Below are 16,468 nucleotides of genomic sequence, written 5' to 3' on the forward strand. Positions count from 1 at the left end.
ACAGGTCACGGTCAAAAGGCCGGGCCAGAGGCGCAGGATATTGGGTATGTCGGGCAGGGCTCCCCAACATGTGGCCGTCCTCATGGGCGGACCGTCGGCTGAACGTGATGTCAGTCTTTCGACCGGCGAAGGCTGTGTCGCGGCTTTGCGCAGCGAAGGTTTTCGCGTGACGCAGATCGATCCCGGGGCAGATATCGTGTCTGCCCTGCAACAGGCGGCACCGGATGTTGTGTTCAACGCCCTGCACGGTCGGTGGGGCGAGGATGGCTGCATTCAGGGCCTGCTCGAATGGCTGCGGTTGCCCTATACCCATTCCGGAGTGCTGGCGTCCGCCACCGCGATGGACAAGAGCCGGACGAAGGCGATCTTCCGCATGTCGGGCCTGCCGGTGGTGGAGAGCGAGATCGTCAGCCGCGAAGAGGCGATGGAAGAGCATGTGATGCCGCCGCCCTACGTCATCAAACCGAACAACGAAGGCTCTTCGGTCGGCATCTACATCGTCCCGAGGGATGCCGAGGAGCCGCCGGTCCTGCCCGACACGATGCCCGACGACGTGATGGTCGAAGCCTTTGCGCCGGGGCGTGAGCTGACCTGCACGGTCCTCGGGGCACCGGGCGAAGAGCGGGCGCTGACGGTCACGGAAATCCACACCGACGGCTGGTACGACTACGAGGCGAAATATGCGCCGGGCGGATCGCGGCATTCCCTGCCGGCTGACCTGCCGCCCGCGATCTTTGCCGCCTGCCAGGACTTTGCCCTGCGCGCCCATTGGGCGCTTGGTTGTCGCACCATCAGCCGGACCGATTTCCGGTGGGACGAGGGGCAGGGTCTCAAGGGCCTGATCATCCTGGAGACGAATACGCAGCCGGGCATGACGCCGACCTCGCTGACGCCTGAACAGGCCGCCCATGCGGGGATCGGGTTTGGTCCGCTCTGCCGCATTCTGGTGGAGGACGCGTCATGCAACCGTTGACGCCGCCCCCCGTCCGCCCCGTCGCCGACCCCGCGCCGTCCAAGTGGCAGTACAGGATGGAGAGGCTGTGGCTCACGCCGCTGTTCAAGGCGCTGGTGCGGACTGGTATCCCGAGTTTCAGTTTCGTGTTCCTGTTCACCTGGTACATCAACGATCCCGTCCGGATCACCGCCATCGTCGACACCTGGGGAGGGTGGGTGCAGGCTGTTCAGGACCGGCCCGAGTTCACCGTCAGCCTGATGCGGATCGAAGGGGCGAGCGAGCAGCTGCAATCCGATATCCAGGAAGCGCTGCCCATCGACCTGCCGCTCAGCCAGTTCCAGCTCGACATGGATGCGCTGCGCAAGCTCTTGCAGGATCTCGACCCCGTTCTTGCCGCCGAAGTGCGCATCAAGGCGGGGGGTGTCCTGCTCCTCAAGGTGACGGAGCGTCAGCCGGCCGTGGTCTGGCAGCATGACGAGGGGATCGAGGTGCTGGACGCGACCGGCCATCGCGTCGCCACCCTGTCGGACATCGCGTCGGCAGGCGGATTGCCGTTGATCGGCGGCACCGGAGCCGAGGAGCATGTCCCCGAAGCGCTCGCCCTGATCGAAGTTGCGGCCCCGATCACCGACCGCCTGGTCGGGCTGACCCGCGTGGGCAACCGGCGGTGGGATGTGCAGCTGACGCGGGGCCAGCGGATCATGCTGCCCGAAGAGGCTCCGGCCGCGGCGCTCGACCGCGCGCTGGCGATGCAGGCGGCCAAGGACGTGCTGGAGCGCGACGTGGCCGCAGTCGACCTTCGGATCGCGTCGCGCCCCATCCTTCGCCTGTCACCCGAGGCGCGCAGCGAATTGCGGCGTCTCCAGGATCTTGAACGTCTGTCCTTGTTAGAGGGAAATGAATGAGCCGCCTGTTCCAAGCCCAGAAGGCCATGCGCCGCAAACGTCAGGCCGCCTTGCAACGCGGGGTCGTCGCGATCATGGACGTGGGCACCTACAAGACGGCCTGCCTTGTCCTGCGTTTCGAAGAGAATACGCCGCAGGGCGAGGGCGTTGGCCACATGGCCGGGCAATCGAATTTCCGCGTCATCGGGGCCACGACGACCCGGTCGCGCGGGATCCGTCGGGGCGAAGTGGACGCCATGCCCGAGACCGAGCGCGCGATCCGCACCGCCGTGCAGGGCGCCCAGAAGATGGCGAATGTCCGGGTCGACCATGTAATCGCCTGTTTCTCGGGGGGGCGGCCCACGTCCTGGCCGTTGCAGGGCGAAGTCGTTCTGGAAAGCGGGCCCTGTTCGGTGCACGACATCGCCCGCGTCCTCAGCTCCATCGAGACGCCCGATCTGGGGGCAGGCCGCGAAGTGCTGCACGCGCAGCCCGTCAACTTCGGCATCGACCATCGCACGACGCTGCGCGACCCGCGCGGCCAGACTGGCGAGATGCTGCGCGCGGACATGCATCTTCTGTCGGTCGACGCCCATGCGATCGAGAACCTTCTGACCTGCATCCATCGTTGTGACCTGGAAGTCGCGGGCCTCGCCAGCGCGCCCTATGCCGCGGCGACCAGTGCGCTGGTCGAGGATGAAAAGGAACTGGGCGCCGCCTGCATCGACATGGGGGCGGGGACCACGGGCGTGTCGATCTTCATGCGCAAGCATATGGTCTATGCCGACACCGTGGCTTTCGGCGGGGCGCATGTGACGTCCGACATCAGCCAGGGCCTGCATATTCCGGCGCAGACCGCAGAGATGATCAAGACCCGCTATGGCGGCGTCGTGGCCACCGGCATGGACGACCGCGAGATCATCGCGCTCGAGGCGGATACCGGCGATTGGCACCACGACCGGCGGTCGGTGACCCGCACCGAGCTGATCGGGATCATGCGGCCGCGGATCGAGGAGATCCTGGAAGAAGTGCGCAAATCCCTCGACCGGGCCGGGTTCAATGAACTGCCGAGCCAGCGGATCGTTCTGACCGGCGGGGCCAGCCAGATCCCGGGTCTCGACGGCCTGGCCGCGCGCATCCTGGGCAATCAGGTCCGCCTCGGTCGCCCGCTCCGGGTTCAGGGTCTGCCCGAAGCCGCCAAGGGACCGGCCTTCGCCGCCTGCGTCGGATTGTGCATGCAAGGCGCCGAGCCGCAGGACGAATTCTGGGACTTCAACGCCGTGCCGGAACGCACCTCGGGGCGGTCGTTGCGCCGGGCTGTGCGCTGGTTTCGCGACAACTGGTGAAAAACCTTGCCGATTTCGGTTGACCGATTCGATTTTGGGGTGACGAGGTCACAATCGCCGGTTAAACTGTGACGAAAATAAGGCGATAAATTCGCAACAATGGCCTGAGGCAGGGCCGCATAACACAGGTGGACTGAGCAATGACATTGAACCTTACCATGCCCGGCGGAGCCGCCGAGATCGACCTGCGTCCGCGCATCACCGTCTTCGGTGTCGGCGGGGCCGGGGGTAACGCCGTCAACAACATGATCCAGAAGGATCTCGAGGGCGTGGAGTTCGTCGTCGCGAACACCGACGCGCAGGCGCTGGCGCAGAACCACGCGCAGTGCCGCATCCAGCTTGGCGCGCGTGTGACCGAAGGTCTGGGGGCCGGCGCGCGGCCCGCCGTTGGCGCCTCTGCCGCCGAAGAGACCATCGAAGAGATCGTGGACCACCTGGCCGGCGCGCACATGTGCTTCATCACGGCCGGCATGGGCGGCGGCACCGGGACCGGCGCCGCACCGATCATCGCGCAGGCCGCCCGCGAGCTCGGTATCCTGACTGTCGGCGTCGTCACCAAGCCCTTCCAGTTCGAAGGCACCAAGCGGATGCGCCAGGCCGAAGAGGGCGTCGAAGCCCTTCAGAAGGTCGTCGATACCCTCATCATCATTCCGAACCAGAACCTGTTCCGCCTCGCCAACGAGAAGACGACCTTTACCGAGGCGTTCTCGATGGCCGACGACGTGCTCTATCAGGGCGTCAAGGGCGTGACCGACCTCATGGTCCGTCCGGGCATGATCAACCTCGACTTCGCCGACGTCCGGTCGGTCATGGACGAGATGGGCAAGGCCATGATGGGCACCGGCGAGGCCGAGGGCGAGGATCGCGCCGTTGAAGCCGCCGAGAAGGCCATCGCCAACCCGCTGCTGGACGAGCTGTCGCTGTCGGGTGCCAAGGGCGTTCTCATCAACATCACCGGCGGTCACGACCTGACCCTGTTCGAGATGGACGAAGCCGCGAACCGCATCCGCAAGGAAGTGGACGAGGATGCCAATATCATCGTCGGCTCCACCCTCGATCCCTCCATGGAAGGCGTGATGCGCGTTTCGGTCGTCGCCACCGGCATCGACGCCAGCGCCTCGTCGCTGGACGCACCGCTGCCGCGCCGCCGGATGGCCGATGCCGTGGCCCCCGCCGACGTGCAGGCCGCCGCCGTCGCGGCCCCTGCTGCCGCCGCAGCCGTGGAAGCCGCGCAGGAGCCCGAGGTGACGGAAAAGCCCGCAACGCCGAGCTTCTTTGACGCCGTCGACCAGCAGGAGGCCGAAGAAGAAGCCCTCGCCGAGAACTTCTTCTCCGCCCCCGAGGCCGACGACGTTCTGCCGGCGCCTGCCTACACCCCGGCCCCGCCGGAGCCGGTCGTTCACGCCGCCGAAGCCCCGCAGGCCAGCTTCACCGCGCCCCGCCCTGCCGGAACCCCGACCCCCGAGGCGATGGATCGTCTGCGCGCCGCCGTCCTGAACGGAGAGCGTCGCGTCGCAAGTGCTCCGACCGCACCTGCCGCGCGCCCGACGACTCCCGATGGCTCGGCCCGGTTCGGGATCGGATCGCTCATCAACCGCATGACCGGCACCGGGGACACTCCGGTTCAGCGTCACGCCGCGGCCCCGGTCGCACCGAAGGTCGAGGAAAAGGCCCCCGAAGCAACGGACGAGCGGATCGAGATCCCCGCGTTCCTGCGTCGTCAGGCCAACTGAACCAAAGCCAGATCCAACCATTCGGCGGCCTTTTGGGCCGCCGTTTGCGTTTCAGTGGATGAATTGCCGCAGCGTCCCCATCACAAGACTCTTCCCCGCAGGCGACAAGGCCCGGTCGGATGCCTGTCCTTTTGTGTTGAATTCTATGAATTAATCCTGTCCGGGCATGGCGTCGGCAATTTCTTGCCCATTCCGCCGCATCGCTGTTTCAGGCCGTAACCAGCGTTGAATTGCGAGGACGGGACCGTTTGCTTAGGTCAAGGTTGTAGAAACGCGCCCACCTAGTGGCACGAAGCAACAGATCGGCAGGCACATGCAAACCACCGTCAAGGACATCATCCGGTTCACCGGCGTCGGTCTTCACGCAGGGCGCGTCGCCCGGCTGACCATTCATCCGGCTCCGGCACATCACGGCATCTGGTTCCGTCGCACCGATCTCGATGGCGATACCATGATCGCCGCGCGCCACAACGTGGTCGAGACGTCGCCGCTCTGCACCCTCCTGGTCAACGAGGCCGGTGTCTCCGTGTCGACGGTCGAACATGTGATGGCCGCCCTGTCGGGGTGCGGTGTCCACAACGCCATTCTCGAGATCGACGGGCCCGAAGTGCCGATCCTCGACGGATCCGCCGCCGATTTCGTGCGCGCCATCCTGCGTGTCGGGGTTCGCAAGCTCGACGCGCCGGTCCATGCCATCGAGGTTCTGCGCCGTGTCCACGTGACCGATGGTCTGGCCACGGCCACGCTGACGCCAGCCGAAGAACTCGAGATCGACTTCGCCATCGACTTTTCGGACGCGGCCATCGGGCAACAGCACAAGGTCCTGCGCCTGTCGAACGGAACCTTTGTGCGTGAACTCTGCGACAGCCGGACATTCTGCCGTCGCGCCGATGTCGACGCGATGCAGGCCGCGGGCAAGGCGCTAGGCGGATCGCTGTCGAATGCGGTCGTGGTCAACGGCGACCTGGTCGAGAACCCCGAAGGCCTGCGCCACGCGGACGAAGCGGTGCGCCACAAGATGCTGGACGCGCTCGGCGATCTTGCCTTGGCCGGCGCCCCGATCCTGGGCCGCTATACCGGCGTGCGTGCGGGACATGCGCTGACCAACAAGCTGTTGCGCGCGCTCTTTGCCGACCCGCTGGCCTACCGCATCCGGACGCTCGAAGCGTCGGAATGCCGGCTCTTGCCCGGTGCGGGCCTTGAGAAAGATGTGTTCGCGCATCTGTGACGTGGCTTTTCCGAATGCCGACGCTTCACAGCCTCGACTTGCCGCTCTATGGTGCCCCAAGCCTCCGAAGGGGGCGGGGCAGGGATATGAGTGCATGACGGATCGGCTTCAGCTACGACGTGGCAAACCCTTGGCGGCGCTTGCGCTTTCGGCCTTGCTCGCTGCTTGTGGCGGTGGCGACGAACTTGCGCTGGAAGATACTGAACCCCAGACGATCTTCGAACAGGCGGAACGTGAACTTGATCGCGGCGATGCGGACGACGCGGCGCAGCTCTTTTCCGAGATCGAACGCCTCTATCCCTATTCCGAATGGGCCAAGCGCGGCCTCATCATGCAAGCATTCTCGTTCCACAAGGATCAGGACTATGAGAACGCCCGCGCGGCGGCACAGCGCTATATCGATTTCTATCCTGCCGACGAAGACGCGGCCTATGCCCAGTATCTTCTGGCGCTGTCCTACTACGACCAGATCGATCAGGTGGGCCGCGATCAGGGTCTGACGTTCCAGGCGTTGCAGGCCCTGCGGACCGTGATCGAACGCTATCCCGACAGCGAATATGCCCGTTCCTCGATCCTGAAATTCGACCTCGCCTTCGATCATCTCGCCGCCAAGGAGATGGAGATCGGGCGCTACTACCTGCTGCGCGGCCACTACCCCGCGGCGATCAACCGCTTCCGTGCGGTCGTCGAGGAGTTCCAGACCACGACGCACACGCCCGAGGCGCTGATGCGTCTGGTCGAAGCCTACCTCGCGCTCGGCCTCGCCGACGAGGCGCAGACCGCCGGTGCCATCCTGGGCTACAACTTCCAGTCGTCGCCGTTCTATGACGATGCCTTCCGGCAGCTCAACGGTCAGGGTCTGTCGCCCGAGGCGCGGGGGTCCAGCTGGCTTCGTGCGGTTTATGACCGGACAATCAAGGGTCGCTGGCTGTAGGGTGTGTGCTGTGCACGCACCGCGCGCCCAATTGCAAAGCTGACCTGCCATGCTTCGAAGTCTCGAAATCCGTGACATGCTCATCATCGATCACCTCGCGCTGGAATTCCGCGCGGGGCTGAACGTGCTGACCGGCGAGACGGGGGCGGGCAAATCCATCCTTCTGGATTCGCTCGGGTTTGTCCTGGGCTGGCGGGGTCGGGCCGAACTGGTGCGCGCGGGCGCGGATCAGGGCGAAGTCGTCGCCAGTTTCGATCTGCCCGCCGATCACCCGGGCCATGCCGTCCTGGCCGAACACCAGATCCCCGACAATGACGGCGAGCTGCTGATGCGGCGCGTCAACCGGCGCGACGGGCGCAAGACGGCCTGGGTCAACGGAACGCGGGTCACGGGCGAGGTGTTGCGGGCGCTGTCCGATAAATTGCTGGAACTGCACGGGCAGCACGATGATCGCGGCCTGCTGGATGTGCGCGGGCACCGGGCGTTGCTGGATGACTTCGCGGGCGCCGATCTCGGCCCCGTGCGCACGGCCTGGGCCGATGTCGCGCGCTGCCGCAAGGCGCTGAGTGCCGCGCGCGCCGTGGCCGAGACCGCCCGCGCCGAGGAAGACTTCCTGCGCCACGCTGTCGCGGAATTCGACCGCCTGCGCCCCGAACCGGGCGAAGAGGCGCATCTGGACCAGCGCCGCCGCCTGATGCAGGCCGCCGCCCGCATCCGCGACGACGTGGAAAAGTCGCTCCATGCCATCGGGCCGCAAGGTGCCGAGGGCCTGATGGTCGACTCCGTCCGCTGGCTCGAAGGGGCCGCCGACCACGCCGGAGAGGCCCTGAGCGAAGCACTCGATGCGCTGAATCGCGCGATGGTCGAACTGGGCGAAGCGCAGGCAGGTGTCGAAAGTTGCCTCGACATGCTGACCTTCGATGCCCGCGACCTTGAGGACACCGAAGAGCGTCTCTTCGCGATCCGCGCCATGGCCCGCAAGCACGGTGTCCTGGCCGATGACCTTGCCGCCTTTGCCGAAGACCTGCGCGGTCGTCTCGACCTTCTGGATGCATCCGAGGGCGGGCTGGCCGACCTTCAGGCCGACCTGACCGCCGCCGAGGCGGAATTCGCCCAGGCCGCGGGCCTGCTCACTGCCTTGCGCAGTGCCGCCGCCGGAAAGCTCGACGCGGCCATGGCGCGCGAACTGGCGCCGCTCAAGATGGACCGGGCGACCTTCACCACGCGGGTGACCCCGGGCACACCCGGACCGGAGGGGCAGGACGAAGTCGCCTTCGAAGTCGCGACCAACCCGGGCGCGCCCGCAGGGCCGCTCGGCAAGATCGCATCGGGCGGGGAGCTCAGCCGCTTTCTGCTCGCCCTCAAGGTCTGCCTGACGGGCGGCGACCGCTCCCTGACCCTCATTTTCGACGAGATCGACCGGGGTGTGGGGGGCGCGACGGCGGATGCCGTGGGTCGCCGTCTCAAGGCCCTGGCCGACGGGGGGCAGGTGCTCGTCGTGACGCATTCGCCGCAGGTAGCCGCCCTTGGAAGCCATCACTGGCGCGTCGCCAAACGGGTCGAGGGTGACATGACCCTGTCGACGGTGACCCCGGTGGCCGAAGACGAGCGGCTGGACGAAATCGCCCGGATGCTGGCCGGGGACACGATCACCGATGCCGCACGCGGCGCGGCCCAGGCCCTTCTCGACGCCGCCGTCTGACGGCCGGGTCACGCGTCTTCAGATCAGCCAGAGCGCCGCAAGACCAAGGAACGCAAAGAACCCGACGACATCCGTAACCGTCGTCACGAATGCGCCAGAAGCAAGGGCCGGGTCGATGCCCGCCTTTTCCAGCACGACCGGAATGCCGACTCCCGCCAGACCGGCGACGACCAGGTTGATGACCATCGCCACGGCGATGACGACCCCCAACATCGGGCTGCCGAACCAGATCACGCCGACCGCCGCCATCAGGGCCGCGAAGATCATCCCGTTGATGCCGCCCGCGATGACCTCGCGCCGGATAACCCGCCAGACGTTCGCCCCGGTCAGGTCGCGTGTGGCCAGTGCGCGCACCGCCACGGTCAGCGACTGGGTGCCCGCGTTCCCCCCCATCGAGGCGATGATCGGCATCAGCACAGCAAGAGCCACGATCTCGGTGATGATGCCTTCGAACTGCGAAATCACGATCGAGGCCAATATCGCGGTGATCAGATTGACGAAAAGCCAGGGAAAGCGCCGCCGGACCACGCCGAGTGTCCGGTTCGAGATCGATTCCTCCGCGTCCACACCCGCCAGTCGCAGGATGTCCTCCTCGGCTTCCTCGTCCAGAATCCGGATCGCGTCGTCGATGGTGATGACGCCCAGAAGGCGGTCGTCCTCGTCCACCACGGCGGCGGAAATCAGGTGGTACTGGTTGAATGCATAGGCGACTTCGGTCTCGGAATCGGTCGCATCGAAGGTGCGGAAACTTTCCTCTTCGATCTCGGATAGTGGCGTGTCGCGCGACGTGGACAGGATCTTGCCCAGGGTCACATGGCCAACGGGTCGCATCCGCGGGTCGATCAGGATCACATGGTAGAACTGTTCGGGCAGCTCTTCCGCCGTGCGCAGGAAGTCGATGGCCTGACCCACGGTCCAGAACGACGGCGCGACCACCACTTCGCGCTGCATCAGACGACCGGCGGAATATTCGGGATAGCTCAGCGCGCGCTCGACCGCGAACCGGTCCGCTTCGTTCAGCGCGCCCATGATGGCGACGGCCTGATCGTCGTCGTCCAGGTTCTCGATCAGGTCGACGACATCGTCGGTATCAAGCTCGCGAACGGCTTCGGCCACGTCCTCGGCAGGCAGTGCGTCCAGCACTTCCTCGCGCAGCGACTCGTCGAGTTCCGACAGGATTTCCCCATCGATGTGCCCCGACCAGAGCGCGATCAGGGTGCCGCGTTCGGCAGAACTGATCTGCTCCAGAATGTCGGCGATGTCCGCGCCATGCAGCGGCTCCAGCAGGTCGTCCAGCGCCGTCTGGTCGCGTTCATCCAGCGCGATCTGGATCAGACGCAGGCGCGGCTCATCCAGCTCGATCTCGTCTTCGAGGCTGTCGTCATCATTCATCTGCGGCTCTGACATGGCGGCCTCCACTGCGGGTTCGTCCGGGGGATAGCGTGCCTGAGGCACAAGGGGTAGCGGCGATTTCTGCGGCGCGGTATCCGGGGGCATGACACAGCTGATTACCGGTCAGGTTCTGACCTTCGACGATGATCCCTTCGCCGTTCCGCCTGAAACGGCGGCGCGCCACGAACCTTCGGGTGCCGTCGCCGTGGCCGAAGGCCGGATCGTCGGCGTCGGCCCGGTCGCCCGGTTGCGCGCCGAATTTCCGGGCGCATCCGAGGTGTCGCACGGCGCGCATCTGATCCTGCCCGGATTCGTCGACGCCCATGTCCACTATCCGCAGACCGCGATCATCGCGAGTTGGGGCAAGCGCCTGATCGACTGGCTCAATACCTATACCTTCCCCGAAGAGGCGCGGCTTGCCGACCCGGCCTATGCCGCGACGATTGCGGAGCGGTACCTGGACCTCGCTCTCGCCCATGGCACCACCAGTTTCTGCACCTATTCCACGATCCATCCGGGCAGCGTCGATGCGATTTTCAAGGCCTCCGCGACGCGGGGCATGGCCGCTTGGGCGGGCAAGACCTGCATGGACCGGAATGCACCGGACGACCTGCGCGATACGGCCCAATCGGCATATGATGAAAGTCGCGCGTTGCTGGACCGGTGGCACGGCGTGGGGCGCGCGTCGTATGTGATCACGCCGCGTTTTTCGCCGACCTCCACGCCCGCACAATTGTCGGCCCTTGGCGCCCTCTGGACTGAACATCCCGACTGCCTGATGCAGACGCATCTGAGCGAGCAGGTGGACGAAATCGCCTGGGTCCGTGACCTGTTCCCGGACGCGCGCGACTACCTCGATACCTACGAGATGCATGGGTTGCTTGGCCCCCGGGGCATCTATGGGCATGCCATTCACCTTGAGCCGCGGGAGGTGGACCGGCTGGCCGAGGTCGGGGCCGCGGTCGTCCATTGTCCGACGTCGAATACGTTCATCGGGTCGGGCCTGTTCGACATGTCGCTGACGGGGCGCCTGCGGGTCGGGCTGGCAACGGACACGGGCGGCGGGTCGAGCTTTTCGATGCTGCGGACGATGGCGGCGGCCTACGAAGTGGCACAATTGCGGGGACAAGCGTTGCATCCGGCACAACTGCTGTGGCTGGCGACCGAAGGCTCGGCGAGGGCGCTTCATGCGCTGGATATCGGACGCCTGAAAATCGGCGCGATGGCCGATCTGGTTGTGCTCGATCTGGCGTCGACAGCTGCCATTTCGCAGCGGTCGGCGCGTGCGCAGAATGTGTGGGAAGCGGTCTTTCCGACGATCATGATGGGCGACGACCGCGCCGTCGCCCAAACCTATGTCGCTGGCAAACCGATGAAATGACCGGTTCGGGTCAGCTTGTCGTGTCGGCCACGCAGGCGGCCTTTTCGCCGTCCCAACTGGTGCCGGGGGCACAGGACTGGGCCTGCTGTTGCAGCTTGCCATAGGAGCATTCCGCAATGGCGAGGGCAGGTGCCGCAGAGAGAACGGTGGCGGCGAGAAGGGTCTTTACTGTCTTCATGGTCGGCTCCGAGGTTGATTTTGCGTGACCTAACGTTAGCCTGATTTTCCCATCGGGCAAATGCCGCAGTGTCGCAGGCGGGTCAGCCCGAAACGACGGGCATGCACCCCGCGATTTCGTCGTCCCACGCGGTCCCGGCGGTGCAGGTCTGATGCGGGTCGTCCTGGATCACGGAATGCGGATGCTCCGCCATGGCGGGTGCTGCAACAAGGAACAGGCAAGACAGGGAAAGTCTGCGGATCATGGCGGCCTCCGGGGTCAAGTGTCCCGCAAGCCTAGCATGATTTGACCGTTATCCGAAGACCCGGGCGAAAATCGTGTCGACGTGCTTGGTGTGATAGCCCAGGTCGAACTTTTCGCGGATCTCCTCTTCGGACAGGGCGGCGCGGACATCGGCGTCGGCGAGCAGCTCGGTCATGAAATCGGCGCCTTTTTCCCAGACCTTCATCGCGTTGCGCTGCACCAGAGTATAGCTGTCCTCGCGGCTGACGCCGGCTTGCGTCAGGGCCAGCAGGACGCGCTGCGACATGACCAGACCGCGGAACTTGTTCATGTTGGCCAGCATGTTGTCGGGATAGATCACCAGCCTGTGGATGACGCCGGTCAGCCGTGCCAAGGCAAAGTCGAGCGTCACGGTGGTGTCGGGTCCGATGGTCCGCTCGACGCTCGAATGGCTGATGTCACGTTCGTGCCAGAGGGCGACATTCTCCATCGCGGGAATGACGGACATGCGCACCAGACGGGCAAGGCCGGTCAGGTTTTCGGTCAGGACCGGGTTGCGCTTGTGCGGCATGGCCGACGAGCCCTTCTGGCCCGCGCTGAAGAATTCCTCGGCCTCCAGCACCTCGGTCCGCTGCATGTGGCGGATTTCGATGGCGATGTTCTCGACACTGCTGGCGATCACGCCGAGGCAGGCGAAAAAGGCGGCGTGGCGGTCGCGGGGGATGACCTGCGTGCTGATGGGTTCGGGCGTCAGGCCCAGTTTGGCGCAGACGTGCTCCTCGACGGCGGGGTCGATGTTGGCGAAGGTGCCGACCGCACCCGAGATGGCGCCGGTCGCGATTTCGGCCCGCGCGGTGCGCAGCCGGGTCAGGTTGCGATCCATTTCGGCATAGAAGCGCGCAAAGGTCAGGCCCATCGTCGTCGGTTCCGCATGGATGCCGTGGGACCGACCGATGCGGACCGTGTTCTTGTGCTCGAGCGCGCGGCGCTTCAGGGCGGCCAGCAGGCCCTCCAGGTCCGCGATCAGAAGGTCCGCGGCGCGGGTCAGCTGCACGTTGAATGTGGTGTCCAGCACGTCCGAGGAGGTCATGCCCTGATGCACAAAGCGCGCGGCGTCGCTGCCGATGATTTCGGACAGGTGGGTCAGGAAGGCGATGACGTCATGCTTGGTGACGGCCTCGATCTCGTCGATGCGGGCGACATCGAATTGCACGTCCTTCGCCTTCCAGACCGCTTCGGCGTTGGCCTTGGGGATCACGCCCAGGTCGGCCATCGCGTCGCAGGCGTGGGCCTCGATCTCGAACCAGATGCGGAACTTCGTCTCGGGTGACCAGATGGCGACCATGTCGGGGCGGGAATAGCGGGGGATCATCGGCAGGACCTTTCGGACGGACGCGGCTGGCAAGAGGTTCGCGGGCGTCATATGTTGGCCGCGCCCTGTCCGCAAGGAACCCCGCCGATGACCATGCCACCAAGTGCCGCGGCTTGCCTGGCTGCCCTGCGCGGGGAGTGGCGTCTGGTTCGCGTGATCCGCCATGTGGGCGGGCCGACCGCGCGGTTTCGCGGGCACGCGACCTGGGGCGACGGCGATGGTGGCCTGACCTGCCACGAAGAGGGGACGCTGGTGATCGACGGTGCCGCGCCCGTGACGGCGACCCGGATGACGCTCTGGCGCGCCGAGGGCGAGGGGATCGCCGTGGCCTTCGGTGACGGCCGCCCGTTCCACGTCATCGATTGGACGGAGGGCCACCGCATCCAAGCCGCGCATGATTGCCCGCCCGATGACTATCGCCTGACCTATGATTTCGGGGTTTGGCCGAACTGGTCCGTCCGGTGGCGTGTGAGGGGCCCGCGCAAGGATTACCGCGCCCTGAGCCGCTATTCTCGTCTCAGCTGCTGAGGCAGGTATCGCCCGTATCGCGCCAGATGGTGACGTTCTGGGCCATGGCACATCGCGCCATGAAGCTGCGCCCGCCGACCGTCAGACAGACCTGCTCGCCGACATCATGGAGGTTGCCGAAGGTGTCGCGGCATTCGCAGGGGATGACGCGGCCCGATTGGGCCAGCGTTGCGGCCGGAAATATGCCGAGGAGCGCGAGGAAAAGAACCGATTTCATGGTGGAACCTCCGTCCGGAAACCTTACCACGCGCCCGGCCCTTGACCAAGCGCGCGCTGCCGCGCATGGACAGAACGATGATCCCCTCTGACCGCCTTGACCAAATTCTCGCCCGTTTCGAGTTCCTCGAAGCGCGGCTCAACGCGGGTCCGCAGGCCGATGAAATCGCCGATCTGACCCGTGAGTATTCCGATTTAAGGCCGGTCGTTGAACAGGTTAGGGCCCATCGTCGCCTTGAACGCCAGATCAGCGAAGCCCGCGCCATGCTGGCCGATCCGGAGATGGCGGAGCTTGCCCAACTGGAACTGCCCGATTTGGAGACACAACTGGAGGAGGGGCAGGTCGCGCTGCAGATCGCGCTTCTGCCGAAGGATGCAGCCGATGCGCGACCTGCGATTCTGGAGATCCGCCCGGGCACCGGCGGGGACGAGGCCGCGCTTTTCGCCGCCGACCTCGAAGGGATGTATCGCCGCTATGCCGAAGCGCGCGGCTGGCGGCTGGAGGTGGTGGAGCGGCAGGAAACCGATCTCGGCGGGATCAAGGAACTGGTCGCGCGGATCGAGGGTGAGAACGTCTTTGCCCGCCTGAAATTCGAGTCGGGCGTCCACCGGGTCCAGCGGGTGCCCTCGACCGAAAGCGGCGGGCGCATCCACACCTCGGCCGCCACCGTCGCGGTCCTGCCCGAGGCCGAGGAGGTCGACCTCGACATTCCCGCCAGTGACATCCGCATCGACACCATGCGGGCTTCGGGGGCTGGCGGCCAGCACGTGAACACCACCGACTCGGCGGTTCGCATCACCCATCTTCCCACGGGCATCGTGGTGACGAGCGCCGAGAAATCACAGCATCGCAACCGCGAAATCGCGATGAACGTCCTGCGCGCCCGCCTGTTCGAGGCGCAGCGCGCCGCACTCGACGCCGAGCGTTCCGCCGACCGCCGCGCACAGGTCGGCACTGGCGACCGAAGCGAGCGCATCCGGACGTACAACTTCCCCCAGGGGCGGATGACGGACCACCGGATCAACCTGACGCTCTACAAGCTCGACGCGATCCTGCAGGGCGACCTCGACGATGTGATCGACGCGCTGACCGCCGATCTTCAGTCGCAGCTTCTGGCCGAGATGAACGGATGAGCGCGCGGGACGTGGCCCGCGCCATTGCCGATGCGCGTCGCCGACTGGAGGTGGCGGGCATCCCCGATCCGGCGCGCGATGCCTCGGCGCTTTGGGTGGCCATCGGTGAGCCTGCCGTGGGCGGCGGCGAGACGATGACGCCGGAGGTGGCCGCGCGTTATGACGCGGCGGTCGCGAGGCGAATCCGTCACCAGCCCGTGGCGCAGATCATCGGTCGGCGCGCGTTCTGGATGCACGATTTCCGGGTGACGCCCGATGTCCTCGACCCCCGGCCCGATACCGAAACGCTGGTCCAGGCGGCGCTCGATGCGCGCGCCCACCGGCTGCGCGACCCGGATCGGTGGCAGGACGCCCCGTCGCATGACTGGCCGCCCATCCCGTTCGAGCGTGTCCTCGACCTTGGGACGGGGTCGGGGTGCATTCTGCTGTCGATCCTCCACGAATGCCCGACCGCGACGGGGGTGGGCACCGATATATCGCCCGCCGCCCTGGCCGTGGCCGCCGAGAACGCGGAACGCCTCGGCGTCGCGGACCGCGTGACCCTGACTCAGTCGGACTGGTTTTCGGCGGTGGAGGGGTCGTTCGACATGATCGTCTCCAACCCGCCCTACATCAGCGCCGAAGAAATGGCGGGTCTTTCCCCCGACGTTCGCGACTGGGAGCCGCATCTGGCCCTGACCCCCGGCGGTGATGGGCTGGACGCCTACCGCGCGATCCTTTCGCGGGCCGCGGAGCATCTGACCCCCGGAGGCCATCTTCTGGTGGAGATCGGGGCAGGGCAGGCCGCGGCCGTGACGGCGCTCTTTGAGGCGGCTCAATTCACGTCGATCCGGGTGATTGCAGACATAAACGGCAAGGACCGGGTCGTTGCAGCGGAAAAACGCGCAAACTGAAGACGAATCGCCTTGTAAGTCAGCGCGGGCAGACCCATAACAAGAGTGCATTCAGTAGATGACGCAGATTACCACGTCGCCTGTTGCAACGCCCGATCAATCCGGACCCAGGTGACCCGCACGGCGGGCAAGGTCCCCGGCAAAATTAGCGGAACCCTTCACGCATGAGAAGCAGCAAGTCCCGTTCGCGGAACAAGAGCCGTAACCGTAGCCCTCAGGGCGGCGGCAATATCGTAAATCGCGTTTTCGACAGCTCCGGCCCCGAGGGGAAGGTGCGCGGTACGCCCGCGCAGATCATCGAAAAATACAATCAGCTGGCCCGCGATGCGCAGCTGTCCGGTGACCGCGTTGCCGTCGAGAATTTCCAGCA

The 16,468-nt window shown here is 65.9% G+C and carries 16 protein-coding genes and 1 pseudogene; 12 read left to right on the top strand and 5 right to left on the bottom strand.

Features of this window, described 5'->3' with window-relative positions; all coding sequences use genetic code 11:
• Positions 1-46: 46 nt before the first annotated feature.
• From BM002_RS14390 to recN, 7 genes are all read left to right on the top strand, one after another.
• Positions 47-973, top strand: a complete 927-nt coding sequence (locus tag BM002_RS14390; RefSeq protein ID WP_092782617.1) for a D-alanine--D-alanine ligase — start codon at positions 47-49, stop codon at positions 971-973.
• Positions 961-1,860: a cell division protein FtsQ/DivIB gene (locus tag BM002_RS14395; protein WP_092782620.1), complete on the top strand. Its 900-nt coding sequence runs from the start codon at positions 961-963 to the stop codon at positions 1,858-1,860. The genes BM002_RS14390 and BM002_RS14395 overlap by 13 nt, the downstream gene beginning before the upstream one ends.
• Complete coding sequence (gene ftsA / locus BM002_RS14400) at positions 1,857-3,185, top strand: cell division protein FtsA (RefSeq protein WP_092782622.1); 1,329 nt, start codon at positions 1,857-1,859, stop codon at positions 3,183-3,185. Before BM002_RS14395 ends, ftsA begins: the two co-directional genes overlap by 4 nt.
• A gap of 140 nt (positions 3,186-3,325) precedes the next feature.
• Positions 3,326-4,918: a cell division protein FtsZ gene (gene ftsZ / locus BM002_RS14405; protein WP_092782625.1), complete on the top strand. Its 1,593-nt coding sequence runs from the start codon at positions 3,326-3,328 to the stop codon at positions 4,916-4,918.
• A 313-nt stretch (positions 4,919-5,231) separates the two neighbouring features.
• The gene (lpxC, locus tag BM002_RS14410; protein ID WP_092782628.1) at positions 5,232-6,146 is read left to right on the top strand and encodes a UDP-3-O-acyl-N-acetylglucosamine deacetylase; all 915 of its coding nucleotides are present in this window, start codon (positions 5,232-5,234) and stop codon (positions 6,144-6,146) included.
• Between the two features lie 94 nt (positions 6,147-6,240).
• Positions 6,241-7,080, top strand: coding sequence for an outer membrane protein assembly factor BamD (locus BM002_RS14415; RefSeq protein ID WP_092782631.1), 840 nt, complete (start codon positions 6,241-6,243; stop codon positions 7,078-7,080).
• A gap of 49 nt (positions 7,081-7,129) precedes the next feature.
• A complete protein-coding gene (recN, locus tag BM002_RS14420) occupies positions 7,130-8,782 on the top strand; it encodes a DNA repair protein RecN (RefSeq protein WP_092782634.1) in 1,653 nt (550 codons plus the stop codon).
• 18 nt (positions 8,783-8,800) lie between these two features.
• On the opposite strand, the gene mgtE is transcribed toward recN, so the two are convergent.
• Positions 8,801-10,189 (bottom strand): magnesium transporter, encoded by a 1,389-nt coding sequence (mgtE, locus tag BM002_RS14425; protein WP_175484915.1) that lies wholly within the window; start codon positions 10,187-10,189, stop codon positions 8,801-8,803.
• Positions 10,190-10,277: 88 nt separating this feature from the next.
• Here mgtE and guaD point away from each other — a divergent pair, with 88 nt between their 5' ends.
• Positions 10,278-11,555 (top strand): guanine deaminase, encoded by a 1,278-nt coding sequence (gene guaD / locus BM002_RS14430; protein WP_092782640.1) that lies wholly within the window; start codon positions 10,278-10,280, stop codon positions 11,553-11,555.
• 10 nt (positions 11,556-11,565) lie between these two features.
• On the opposite strand, the gene BM002_RS19340 is transcribed toward guaD, so the two are convergent.
• From BM002_RS19340 to purB, 3 genes are all read right to left on the bottom strand, one after another.
• Positions 11,566-11,733, bottom strand: coding sequence for a hypothetical protein (locus BM002_RS19340; RefSeq protein ID WP_175484916.1), 168 nt, complete (start codon positions 11,731-11,733; stop codon positions 11,566-11,568).
• A gap of 82 nt (positions 11,734-11,815) precedes the next feature.
• Positions 11,816-11,977 (bottom strand): hypothetical protein, encoded by a 162-nt coding sequence (locus BM002_RS19345; RefSeq protein WP_175484917.1) that lies wholly within the window; start codon positions 11,975-11,977, stop codon positions 11,816-11,818.
• A gap of 48 nt (positions 11,978-12,025) precedes the next feature.
• Positions 12,026-13,327 (bottom strand): adenylosuccinate lyase, encoded by a 1,302-nt coding sequence (gene purB / locus BM002_RS14435; protein ID WP_092783286.1) that lies wholly within the window; start codon positions 13,325-13,327, stop codon positions 12,026-12,028.
• 87 nt (positions 13,328-13,414) lie between these two features.
• On the opposite strand from purB, the gene BM002_RS14440 reads away from it, so the two are divergent.
• On the top strand, positions 13,415-13,855 hold the full coding sequence (locus BM002_RS14440; protein WP_139212385.1) for a DUF6314 family protein: 441 nt from the start codon (positions 13,415-13,417) through the stop codon (positions 13,853-13,855).
• Here the strand turns inward: BM002_RS14440 and BM002_RS14445 are convergent.
• Entirely contained in the window at positions 13,845-14,072 is a 228-nt protein-coding gene (locus BM002_RS14445; RefSeq protein WP_092782647.1) for a hypothetical protein, read from the bottom strand. The two genes, BM002_RS14440 and BM002_RS14445, sit on opposite strands and share 11 nt — an antisense overlap.
• A gap of 77 nt (positions 14,073-14,149) precedes the next feature.
• On the opposite strand from BM002_RS14445, the gene prfA reads away from it, so the two are divergent.
• From prfA to BM002_RS19565, 3 genes and pseudogenes are all read left to right on the top strand, one after another.
• Positions 14,150-15,205: a peptide chain release factor 1 gene (prfA, locus tag BM002_RS14450; protein ID WP_092783289.1), complete on the top strand. Its 1,056-nt coding sequence runs from the start codon at positions 14,150-14,152 to the stop codon at positions 15,203-15,205.
• The gene (gene prmC, locus BM002_RS14455; protein ID WP_092782650.1) at positions 15,202-16,098 is read left to right on the top strand and encodes a peptide chain release factor N(5)-glutamine methyltransferase; all 897 of its coding nucleotides are present in this window, start codon (positions 15,202-15,204) and stop codon (positions 16,096-16,098) included. Before prfA ends, prmC begins: the two co-directional genes overlap by 4 nt.
• A gap of 164 nt (positions 16,099-16,262) precedes the next feature.
• Positions 16,263-16,451: pseudogene (locus BM002_RS19565) on the top strand (DUF4167 domain-containing protein); the annotation flags it as partial.
• Between the last annotated feature and the right edge of the window lie 17 nt (positions 16,452-16,468).

This window comes from Jannaschia pohangensis (assembly GCF_900113875.1).
GTDB classification, from domain to species: domain Bacteria; phylum Pseudomonadota; class Alphaproteobacteria; order Rhodobacterales; family Rhodobacteraceae; genus Jannaschia; species Jannaschia pohangensis.